The organism is Halorubrum sp. F4 (genome assembly GCF_027257195.1).
In the GTDB taxonomy this organism is placed as follows: domain Archaea; phylum Halobacteriota; class Halobacteria; order Halobacteriales; family Haloferacaceae; genus Halorubrum.
On record NZ_JAPDFS010000022.1, the window covers coordinates 1 to 10,277 of the forward strand.

General features: G+C 69.3%; 11 protein-coding genes. 7 read left to right on the forward strand and 4 right to left on the reverse strand.

Features of this window, described 5'->3' with window-relative positions; translation table 11 throughout:
• Positions 1–14 precede the first annotated feature (14 nt).
• The gene (locus OKW78_RS15860) at positions 15–278 is read right to left on the reverse strand and encodes a winged helix-turn-helix domain-containing protein (RefSeq protein ID WP_122105448.1); all 264 of its coding nucleotides are present in this window, start codon (positions 276–278) and stop codon (positions 15–17) included.
• A gap of 142 nt (positions 279–420) precedes the next feature.
• Between OKW78_RS15860 and OKW78_RS15865 the strand changes: the two genes are divergently transcribed.
• Complete coding sequence (locus tag OKW78_RS15865; protein ID WP_122105447.1) at positions 421–1,635, forward strand: proteasome-activating nucleotidase; 1,215 nt, start codon at positions 421–423, stop codon at positions 1,633–1,635.
• Between the two features lie 67 nt (positions 1,636–1,702).
• Positions 1,703–1,840 carry a zinc ribbon domain-containing protein gene (locus tag OKW78_RS15870; protein WP_281196033.1) on the forward strand — a complete coding sequence of 46 codons (138 nt, stop codon included), beginning with the start codon at positions 1,703–1,705 and terminating at the stop codon, positions 1,838–1,840.
• 226 nt (positions 1,841–2,066) lie between these two features.
• Here the strand turns inward: OKW78_RS15870 and OKW78_RS15875 are convergent, their stop codons facing one another.
• From OKW78_RS15875 to OKW78_RS15885, 3 genes are all read right to left on the reverse strand, one after another.
• Positions 2,067–2,525, reverse strand: coding sequence for a pyridoxamine 5'-phosphate oxidase family protein (locus OKW78_RS15875; protein ID WP_281196034.1), 459 nt, complete (start codon positions 2,523–2,525; stop codon positions 2,067–2,069).
• A gap of 106 nt (positions 2,526–2,631) precedes the next feature.
• Positions 2,632–2,784 (reverse strand): zinc ribbon domain-containing protein, encoded by a 153-nt coding sequence (locus OKW78_RS15880; protein ID WP_112079253.1) that lies wholly within the window; start codon positions 2,782–2,784, stop codon positions 2,632–2,634.
• An 87-nt stretch (positions 2,785–2,871) separates the two neighbouring features.
• Complete coding sequence (locus tag OKW78_RS15885) at positions 2,872–3,600, reverse strand: helix-turn-helix domain-containing protein (RefSeq protein WP_281196035.1); 729 nt, start codon at positions 3,598–3,600, stop codon at positions 2,872–2,874.
• Positions 3,601–3,722: 122 nt separating this feature from the next.
• On the opposite strand from OKW78_RS15885, the gene OKW78_RS15890 reads away from it, so the two are divergent.
• From OKW78_RS15890 to OKW78_RS15910, 5 genes are all read left to right on the forward strand, one after another.
• Entirely contained in the window at positions 3,723–4,115 is a 393-nt protein-coding gene (locus tag OKW78_RS15890; protein WP_281196036.1) for a helix-turn-helix domain-containing protein, read from the forward strand.
• 95 nt (positions 4,116–4,210) lie between these two features.
• Positions 4,211–5,677, forward strand: coding sequence for a PAS domain S-box protein (locus tag OKW78_RS15895; RefSeq protein ID WP_281196037.1), 1,467 nt, complete (start codon positions 4,211–4,213; stop codon positions 5,675–5,677).
• 117 nt (positions 5,678–5,794) lie between these two features.
• Entirely contained in the window at positions 5,795–7,924 is a 2,130-nt protein-coding gene (locus OKW78_RS15900; RefSeq protein WP_281196038.1) for an acetate--CoA ligase family protein, read from the forward strand.
• A complete protein-coding gene (locus tag OKW78_RS15905) occupies positions 7,921–8,979 on the forward strand; it encodes a phosphotransacetylase family protein (RefSeq protein ID WP_281196039.1) in 1,059 nt (352 codons plus the stop codon). Before OKW78_RS15900 ends, OKW78_RS15905 begins: the two co-directional genes overlap by 4 nt.
• 115 nt (positions 8,980–9,094) lie before the next feature.
• On the forward strand, positions 9,095–10,129 hold the full coding sequence (locus OKW78_RS15910) for a hypothetical protein (RefSeq protein ID WP_281196040.1): 1,035 nt from the start codon (positions 9,095–9,097) through the stop codon (positions 10,127–10,129).
• Positions 10,130–10,277 lie beyond the last annotated feature (148 nt).

Sequence of the window (10,277 nt, forward strand, 5' to 3'; positions counted from 1 at the left end):
GGGGGGGGGCGTCCTCACACTGCGAGCGAGTACAGCCGTTTCCGGGCGTCGGTAAACGAGAAACGGGCGTCGATCACGTCCTCCTCCTCGAGCCGTGAGAGCGCGTACCGGACGGTCCGCGGCGGGAGCAGCGTCTCCTCGGCGAGCTGGCTCTGGGTCAGCGTGTCGTTGTAATCGAGGACCTTCGCGACGAGCTTGGCGCTCGGCGGCAGGTCGCGAACGGCCTCCCAGCGGTCCGAAACGTCCTCGTCGGCGGCGACGGCTTCCGTGGTGCTCATGCGTGGTCGTCAGTAACTCATGCCGTTAGATAATATTTACTATCCTATTTTATTACTATCGGACATTCCCTCTTCGTGGCGGGACGGTTCTCGAGTGCCCCCACCCGAAGCCTCTTATCCGCGAGACGCTTTATTACGGACAATGAGTGACACCGTCGACGACGTCGACATGCCCTACGAGGGGTCGGCGTCGAGACAGGAGAAGATCGAGACCCTCCAGGAGCGCCTGGAGGTCCTCGAGACCCAGAACGAGGAGATGCGCGACAAGCTCCTCGACGCCAACGCCGAGAACAACAAATATCAACAGAAGCTCGAGCGGCTCACCCACGAGAACAAGAAGCTCAAGCAGTCGCCGCTCTTCGTAGCCACCGTCCAGGAGCTCACGGAGGACGGCGCGGTCATCAAACAGCACGGCAACAACCAGGAGGCACTGACGGAGATAACCGACGAGATGCGCGAGAAGGTCGACCCCGACGACCGCGTCGCGGTCAACAACTCGCTTTCCGTCGTCAAGAAACTCGAGAAGGAGACGGACGTCCGGGCTCGCGTCATGCAGGTCGAACACTCCCCCGACGTCACCTACAACGACATCGGCGGGCTCGAAGAGCAGATGCAGGAGGTCCGCGAGACGGTCGAGATGCCGCTCGAGAGCCCGGAGATGTTCGAGGACGTCGGCATCCAGCCGCCGAGCGGCGTCCTCCTGTACGGTCCGCCGGGAACCGGCAAGACGATGCTGGCGAAGGCGGTCGCCAACGAGACCGACGCCACGTTCATCAAGATGGCCGGCTCCGAGCTGGTCCACAAGTTCATCGGCGAGGGCGCGAAGCTCGTCCGCGACCTCTTCGAGGTCGCCCGCGAGAACCAGCCAGCCGTCCTCTTCATCGACGAGATCGACGCGATCGCCTCCAAGCGGACGGACTCGAAGACCTCCGGCGACGCCGAGGTCCAGCGGACGATGATGCAGCTGCTCTCGGAGATGGACGGCTTCGACGAGCGCGGCGAGGTCCGGATCATCGCCGCCACCAACCGCTTCGACATGCTCGATCCCGCCATCCTCCGGCCCGGCCGCTTCGATCGGCTCATCGAGGTCCCCAAGCCCGACACCGCGGGCCGGGAGATCATCTTCCAGATCCACACCCGCAAGATGAACCTCGCCGACGGCATCGACTTCACCGAGCTGGCCGCCATGGTCGAGGACGCCTCCGGTGCGGACATCAAGGCGATCTGCACCGAGGCCGGGATGTTCGCGATCCGGGACGACCGGACGCAGGTCACGCTCGACGACTTCCTCGAGGCCTACGAGAAGCTCCAGGAGACCGACGAGACCGGCGCGGACGACTCGCTCGCGTTCGCGTAGACGAACGACCCGAAAAGCCGGTGGTTTATATCGTCCGGCGCCGTTTTTCGACCAACGAGGGACCATCGTGACGACCGCAGAGTTCTCGTGTCCGGGCTGTAACCAGACCATCGAGGTGAACGACGAGATGCGCGAGACCATCCTCGAGGTCGGCTGTCCGGTCTGTACGACCGTCGTGAGTCCGGACGACTTCGCCGAGGCGTAGCCCGGCCGGTCGGGCCCGGATCCGCACGTCCACCCGTCCTCGATTCCGTCGTTTTCGCTTCCGCCGCTCTCCGTTCATCCGATCACCGTTCCCCACGGTTTCTCTACTTCGCCGGCGCGGTCACACGGGAGTCCGAGCGGAGCGGAAAACGAGCGTGGAGGGAGGACGGAGAGGGAGCAAGCGAGAGGAGGAAACGACGACGAGCGTGACGCGGGAACGGCCCGGGTTACTCGCCCTCGTCGCGATCGACGGTGATCGTCCGACCGGTCAGTCGGTCGGGAGCGAGCCGGTAGAGCTGGATGTCGAGGTCGGGCTTGCCGTCGGCCCAGATCTCGAAGAGCGGACGACGGGTCTCGCCGTACTGGGCGATCCGCTCGGGGGTGAGTTCCGCGGGGTCGACGCGCTCGATCGTCCCGACGGCGACGACGCTGGTGTAGGCTTCGCCGTCCTCCTCGTACACCACGAGGCGGGCGTCGGGGTCGGAGCCGAGGAACTCGCGCTTCTCGCTGTCGACGGTCGAAACCAGCCGCAGGAACGTCTCGCGTGTGTCCTCGTCGTAGCCGTAGGAGATCGGGATCGCGTACGGGGCGTCGTCGCGGGCGAGCGAGAGCACGCCGGTCTCGTGGCGGGCGAGGAACGCGTCGATCGCCGACGCGGACATCTCGGCCTCGCGCTTCGTCGTCATACGCTACGTCTCTACATACGCACGCATAAACCACACGAGACCGGGCGACGGCCGCGACGCTCTCCGGACCGGAAGTCGTCTCGTCGGCGAGTGACTCACCGGCGGGTCACTCGACGGTCGGGGCGGTGAGGTCGGCGTCGACGACGGGCGCGCCGCAGACGACACAGCCGGCTTCGAGCAGCGCCTCCCGCATCGCGTCGTCCACCTCGAACGAGTGGCGACACTCCGGGCAGACGAACGTGTGTGTGGGTGTCGTCATGGATACGGATAGCACGGCCGTTCCTATCAATCGATCATCGAGTTCCCACGCCGTCAGAATCCGAGACGTCGAGCACGGCCGCGGGAGTCAGGAGTCGAGCACGGTCGCGAGGATCTTCCGCTGGGCGGCCGCGACGTGCTCGCTGAACGTCGACCGATCGATGCCGAGGTCCGCAGCGACCTCGCCCGCGTTCGCGCCCTTCGGGTGGTCGAAGTAGCCGGCGTCGTATGCCGCCGAGAGAACTTCTCGCTGTCGTTCCGTCAGCTCGCTCCGGTCGAAGGTGACCAGGTCGCTCTCCTCGGGCGTCGACGACGACTGTAACAGCCGAAGCACCTGCATGTCCGCACACGACTCCTGGAGCTCCTCGAGGACGGTCCGCAGCGTGGGGAGGTCCGCCGCGTGAAACGTCACGAGGAGCCGGCCGTCGCGGACGACCGTCTCCGTCGCCGGGACGCCGTGACGGTCGAGCACCGAGAACGGCGACTCGTCCGCACAGGGTACCTCGAACCGATAGGCCGCCTTCCGACCGTAATCGAACACCGTCTCGACGCCCTCGGGAACGTCGAGGTCGGCGTCCGCGAGGAACTCGATCACGACGGTGTCGCCGGCGGCGTCCGCGGGAATGCCGGGGGCCGCGGCCGTTTCGTCGTCGTCGGGAGCCTCGTCGCCGTCGGCCGTCTCGTTCGCGTCCGGCGGCTCGGGCGCGATCCGGCTTCGCGCGACGCTGTAGATCGGGGTCGATCCGTCGACGACGCCGTCGAACGGGGACGGTGCCGACGTCGGCAGCGAGACCTCCGCCCTGATGCCGGATCCCATCGTTCGTCCGTCCCCGCCGCCGGACAAAACGTTGACGGCCCGCCGCGCTCGCGGGGTTCGGTATAAAACACCCCGCATATACAGGGACGGGGTTCGGGGGGATGGGGGACGGATCGATAGACATGAAACGAGACCCGTCCCGTGTGGGTGGACCGACGACGCTGACGGAGACCGACGACGACCTGGACACCGCGTTCGACGCGCTCTCGGATCCCGACTGCCGGACGATCCTCGCGACGGCGGACGAGCCGATGACGACGAGCGAGATCGCGGACGCCTGCGACATCGCGCTCTCGACGGCCTACCGGAAGGTCGAACGGCTGAGCGAGACGCCGCTCCTCACCGAGGGCGTCCGGTTCGACCCCGACGGCGACCACGCCGCGGAGTACTCCCGAGGCGTCACCGACGCGACGCTCGAACTCACCGACGGCGGGGTCCGCCTGACGATGGAGTCCGACGGGGGAGCCGGCGCCCTCGGTGCCGCCTTCGACACGCCGGAGGTCTCCGCGGACTGAACCGGCCCGGCTGACGATACTAACGGCGCGGCCGGTTTTCGATCCTGAGAACCGGACGGCTACGGTTATAAGTCCGTTTCCTGGAACTCATCCGTATGACCGGTCCGCCGGACGCCGCCACCCTCCTCGACCTCACTCGGGAGAAGGTCGTCGTGATCGACGAGGGCGGCGTCTTCAGGTACCTCAACGCGGCGGCCGGCGATCTCCTCGGTTTCGAGACGGACGAGCTCGTGGGCCGGGACGCCTTCGATCTCGTCCATCCGGACGACGAGTCCCGGGTCAGGACGGTCTTCGCCGACGTCGTCGCCGGCGGCACACCCCCGCGGGAACCGTTCGAGTACCGGTACGGAACCGCCTGCGGCGACTGGCTCTGGTTGCAGAGCGAGCTGTATCTACCGGAACAAACCGGCGTCGACGGCTACGTGTTGAGCTCGCGGGACGTCACCGAGGAGGTCGAGTCGATCCGTCGGCTCGAGACGATCGTCTCGAAGTCGCCGGACGTCCTCTGGATGTTCGACGCCGACTGGTCGGAACTCCTGTTCGTCAACGAGGCCGTCGAGGACGTGTTCGGACTGACGCCCGCGGAGCTCCGGAAGCGTCCCCAACGATTCCTTGACGTCGTCCATCCGGACGACCGATCCGCGGTGCAGCGCGCGATGGCCCGGCTCTCGAGGGGCGAGACCACGCACATCGACTACCGGATCGAGCCGGGCGACGGGGTCCTGAAGTGGCTCCGCGTGCCGGGGGAGCCGGTGTACGACGGCGACGAGGTCGTCGCGGTCTCGGGGTTCGCCCGGGACGTCACCGACGAGTACCGGCGGAACCGCCAGCTCACGGTGATGGACAACCTGTTGCGTCACACCATCCGGAACGACATGAACGTCGTGATGGGGTGTGCGGAACGGATCGCCGACCGGACGGCCGGCGGGTCGGCGGCGGACGCCGGGACGATCCGCCGGGTCGCCGAGGACCTGCTCGAGACCGCGGAGAAACAGCGGGACGTGATCGACCTGCTGGGGCGGGGCGGCTCGCCCCGCCCGACCGCCGTCGAACCGATCGTGCGGGACGCGGTCGACGCGGCGCGGACGGCGGAGCCGAGCGGCGAGTTCACCGTCTCGTGTTCCGCCGACGCGGCCGTGCTCGCGATCGACGAACTCGACCACGCCGTCGGCGAACTCGTCGAGAACGCGGTCGAACACGCCGACTCGACTCCCGTCGTCCACGTCGAAGCGAGTCTCGCCGACGAAACCGTGAGGATCGCGGTCCGTGACAACTGTCCGCCGATCCCGGTCGAACAGCGGAGGGTGATATCCGACGTGTGGGAGATGGACCACCTCAGACACACCGTCGGGATGGGGCTGTGGCAGGTGTACTGGATCGCCGACCGCTCCGGGGGCGAACTCGGCTTCGACACGCATCCGAACGGGAACGTCGTCTCCCTCTCGCTGCCGAGGGCGTCCGCCGCCGCCCTCGACGACGCGACGACCGCGGGCGCCGCCGCCGACGGGAGCGGTTCACCCTCCGGACACGAACGGGACGAGGACGGGATCGCCCCCGAGTGACGGGCACGACGCGAGCGGACGTCGAGTCGCTCGGCGTTGCCAGGGCGTCAGCGTGGATTCCCGGGACCGGGGATCGGTCACCGTGATTAAAGCCGTCGTCCACGTAGACGGGAAACGATGGGTACGCTCAACGAACTGTTCGACCCGGACCGGGTCGCGGTCGTCGGCGCGACGGCCCGCGAGGGGGCGGTCGGCCGCGCCGTCACGTCGAACCTGCTCGCGGACTTCGCCGGCGAGACGGTCCCCGTCAACCCGAACTACGACGAGGTGCTCGGGACGGCCTGCGTCGACGCGGTCGGCGAGGCCGACGCCGACGTGGCGGTCGTCGTCGTCCCTCCCTCTATCGTGCTCGACGCCATCGAGGCGTGCGGCGAGGCGGGGGTCGAAAACGTCGTCGTGATCACCGCGGGGTTCGGCGAGACGGGCGAGGACGGCGCGGCCCGCGAGCGTCGCCTCGCCGAGATCGCCGACGAGTACGACCTGAACCTCGTCGGTCCCAACAGTCTCGGGATCATGTCGACGCCCTCGGGCATGAACGCCACGTTCGGGCCCGAGAACGCGCTCCCCGGCGGGCTCTCGTTCATGAGCCAGTCCGGCGCGTTCGTCACGGCGGTCCTCGACTGGGCCAACGACAACGGCGTCGGATTCAAGGACGTGGTCTCGCTCGGGAACAAGGCCGTCCTCGACGAGACCGACTTCGTCGACCACTGGGGCGACGACGAGGGTACGGACGTGATCATCGGCTACCTCGAGGGGATCGAGGACGGCCGCGAGTTCATCGAGACCGCCCGCGAGACCGCCGCCGACACCCCGATCGTGGCGGTGAAGTCCGGCCGCACGAGCGCGGGCGCACAGGCCGCCTCCTCGCACACCGGCACGCTGGCCGGCTCGGAGAAGGCCTACGAGGCGGGGCTCGACCAGGCCGGCGTCATCCGTGCGGAGTCCGTCGACGAGCTGTTCGACGCCGCCGGCATCCTCGGCAGCCAGCCGCTGCCCGACACCGACAGCGTCGCGATCGTCACGAACGCCGGCGGCCCGGGCGTGATGGCGACCGACGCGGTCGGCGACGCGGGCCTCGAGCTGGCCTCCTTTACCGGAGAGACCACCGAGGCGCTCCGCGAGTCGATGCCCGAGGAGGCGAACGTTCACAACCCCGTCGACGTCATCGGCGACGCCGACGTCGACCGGTTCCGCGAGGCGCTCGAGACGGTCCTCGCCGACGGCAACGTCGGGGCCGCGCTCGTGTTGGCCGCGCCGACCGCGACCCTCGAGTTCGACGAGCTGGGCGAGGCGGTGCGCGAGACGGTCGAGGGTTTCGACGCCCCGGTAGCCGCCTGCCTGATGGGCGGCGACCGGACCCGCGAGCCGAAACGGAAGCTCCAGGCGGCGGGGATCCCCTGTTACTTCGATCCCGCCCGCGGGATCGAGAGCCTCGCGACGCTCGCGGAGTACCGCGACATCAGGCGGCGCGAGTACGCCGCGCCGATGTCGTTCGACGTCGACCGCGAACGTGCCCGCGACGTGCTCTCGTCCGTCCATGACCGCGACGACAACCGCCTCGGCGTGGAGGCGATGGAACTGCTCGACGCCTACGGGATTCCGACCCCCGACGGCGAGATCGTCGATTCGCCCGGGCGCGCGAGCGAGGTCGCCGCCGGGATCGACGGCGACGTGGTCATGAAGATCGTCTCGCCGGACGTCCTGCACAAGTCCGACATCGGCGGCGTCGCGGTCGGCGTCGCCGACGCGGACGTGGCCGACACCTACGAGGACCTGATCACCCGCGCGCGCAACTACCAGCCGGACGCGACGATCCTCGGCGTCCAGGTCCAGGAGATGGTCGACCTCGACGACGGCGTCGAGACCATCGTGGGGATGAACCGGGACCCGCAGTTCGGCCCGCTCGTGATGTTCGGGCTCGGCGGGATCTTCGTGGAGGTGATGGAGGACACCGCCTTCCGCGTCGCGCCCGTCTCCGAGCCCGAGGCCCGCGAGATGACCGAGGAGATCCGGTCGGCGCCCCTGTTGCGGGGCGCTCGCGGCCGCGACCCGGTCGACGTCGACGCCGTGGTCGAGACGATCGGTCGGCTCTCACAGCTCGTCACCGACTTCCCCGCGATCCTGGAACTCGACGTCAACCCGCTCGTCGCACTGCCCGACGCCGACGGGGGCACGAACGTCGCCGCCGTGGACGTGAGACTCACCGTCGATCCCGAGGAACTCGACTCCGAGGAACCCAACCAATGACAGACACCACCACACTCGTCACCGCGACCGGAGAAGGCGCCGGAAAGACTGCGATCACGCTCGCGCTCGCTCGGCTCGCCGCCGACCGCGACGGGAGCGTCGGCTACATGAAACCGAAGGGGACGCGGCTCCAGTCGAACGTCGGCAAGACGCTCGACTGCGACCCGATGCTCGCCCGCGAGGTGCTCGGTCTGGACGCCGAGATGCACCAGATGGAGCCGGTCGTCTACTCGCCGACGTTCGTCGAGGGTGCGGTCCGGGGCACCGAGGACGCCGGCGCGCTCCGCGAGCGGATCCGCGGGGAGTTCGACGAGCTGGCCGCCGACCGCCACCACATGTTCGTCGAGGGCGGCGGCGACTGGACCACCGGCGGGGTCGTCGACCTCACCGACGTCGACGTGGCGGAGCTGCTCGACGCTCGGGTCGTGCTCGTGGCGGAGTACGGGTCTCCCGGCGACCTCGACGAGGTGCTCGCCGCCGCCGACGCGTTCGGCGACCGGCTCGCGGGCGTCCTCTTCAACAAGGTGGGCGACGCCGCCTTCGACTCGCTCGATCACGACGGGATCCCGTTCCTCGAATCCCGCGGAATCCCCGTGTTCGGGGCGCTCCCGCACGAGAAGGAGCTCGCGGGCGTCACGGTCGCCGACCTCGCCGACGAGCTCGGCGCGGAGCTGCTGACCGACGGCCCCTCGGACGCGTTCGTCGAGCGGTTCCTCGTCGGCGCGATGGGCGGCGACGAGGCGCTGCGGCACTTCCGGCGCGCACGCGACGCCGCGGTGATCACCGGCGGCGACCGCTCGGACGTCCAGGCGGCCGCCCTCGACGCCTCGGGCGTCAAGTGCCTCGTGCTCACCGGCGGGCACCGACCGTCGGGCGCGGTGCTCGGCCGGGCCGCCGAGGCCGGGACCGCCGTGCTCGCGATGAACACCGACACGGCCACCGCGATCGACCGCGTCGAGGCGGTGATACGCGGCGGACGGACCCGCGACGCCCGTACCGTCGACCGGATGGCGGAGCTTCTCGACGCGCACGCCGACCTCGACGCGCTCGTCTAGCCCGTCCTCGACGGGGAGCGCGCCCCCGACGAAGGGCGACGACGCCGACGATGGCGTCCCGAGATCGGGTGAACGTCTGACGTACTGTTTTCACGGTGGGAGACGAAGGAGGCGTATGACTAGTCTCTCGGAGGCGTACGGGGGAAAGGGGCGCTCCGAGGTCGACCCGCGGCGGCTGTCGCTCGGGGCGGGGCTGTTCGTCGGCGGCACGCTGCTGCTCGTCGCGGGGATCCTCGTCGCCGCGGAGGTGCTCGTGCCGAGCGGGTACACCTCCGGCGCGGCGCGGCGGCTCGGCGGGATCCTCGGCGGGATCGGCGTCCCGCTCGTCACGCTCGGCGTGATGACCGTGCTGCCGGCCGACCGACGCACCCGGGCGGCCGCGGTCGTCGGGGCGGCGATCATGGCGCTCGGCGTCGCGCTGTTCTCGCAGGCGTATCCGAACCACTGGGTCGGCGGGCCGCGTCCCGAGCTCGTGGACCTCACTCTGCCGACCGCCGGCGTCTACTTCCTCGGGGCCGCGACGACGATGTGGTGCGTGTTCGTGGGCGTCGCCAACTTCAAGACCCGAAACGACCCCGGCGGGACGGTGACGATGGAGGTGACCCACAAGGGCGAGACGAAGGTCATCGAGGTCGAACGCGACCGGATCCAGGGGCTCGGCGGCGGAGTGGGTCTCCTCGGCGGCACGCCCGACGGCGACGTGGAGACGCAGACGAACCGGCCGGACGACTCGACGGGACTCGACGACTCCGTGGGGAACGCCGGCGGATCCGGGAGAGGCATCGGCGGCTCCGGAGGAAACGCCGGCGGTTCGCTCGGCACGCCGTCCCCGACGCCCTCCGGTCGCAGCGACGGCGGGAGCGAGACGTCGGACCTCTCCTCGCCGCTCGACGGCGACGGTTCGGATGGCACCGACGGGGCCGGCCCGAACGGTCCCGGAGGGCCGGAGACGCCGCGGTCCCCGAGCGCGCCGACGGACGGCTCACGGGAGGAGAACGCCGCCGCACGCGACGGGCCCGGGGACACCTACTGCGGGAACTGCGCGGAGTTCGACTACGTTCGAACCGACGACGGGATGCGGCCGTACTGCGGCCACTACGACGAGCTGATGGACGACATGGAGGCGTGCGAGCAGTGGACGCCGCGGTGACCGTCCGGTTCGGCTCCGTCGAAACCTACAACGAGAGATAGATCAGGCACCGGTTCGGTCAATACAGGCGGAGGAACGAGCGATCGCCGGAGCGGCCGGCGCGCCTCCGAGTGCCCGTCAGGGCACGAGGAGCCCGCGAGGGAGTCGC

Coding starts and splice junctions, on each gene's coding strand:
- OKW78_RS15860 (WP_122105448.1), bottom strand. CDS start 278: ATGAGCACCACGGAAGCCGTCGCCGCCGACGAGGACGTTTCGGACCGC.
- OKW78_RS15865 (WP_122105447.1), top strand. CDS start 421: ATGAGTGACACCGTCGACGACGTCGACATGCCCTACGAGGGGTCGGCG.
- OKW78_RS15875 (WP_281196034.1), bottom strand. CDS start 2,525: ATGACGACGAAGCGCGAGGCCGAGATGTCCGCGTCGGCGATCGACGCG.
- OKW78_RS15880 (WP_112079253.1), bottom strand. CDS start 2,784: ATGACGACACCCACACACACGTTCGTCTGCCCGGAGTGTCGCCACTCG.
- OKW78_RS15885 (WP_281196035.1), bottom strand. CDS start 3,600: ATGGGATCCGGCATCAGGGCGGAGGTCTCGCTGCCGACGTCGGCACCG.
- OKW78_RS15890 (WP_281196036.1), top strand. CDS start 3,723: ATGAAACGAGACCCGTCCCGTGTGGGTGGACCGACGACGCTGACGGAG.
- OKW78_RS15895 (WP_281196037.1), top strand. CDS start 4,211: ATGACCGGTCCGCCGGACGCCGCCACCCTCCTCGACCTCACTCGGGAG.
- OKW78_RS15900 (WP_281196038.1), top strand. CDS start 5,795: ATGGGTACGCTCAACGAACTGTTCGACCCGGACCGGGTCGCGGTCGTC.
- OKW78_RS15905 (WP_281196039.1), top strand. CDS start 7,921: ATGACAGACACCACCACACTCGTCACCGCGACCGGAGAAGGCGCCGGA.
- OKW78_RS15910 (WP_281196040.1), top strand. CDS start 9,095: ATGACTAGTCTCTCGGAGGCGTACGGGGGAAAGGGGCGCTCCGAGGTC.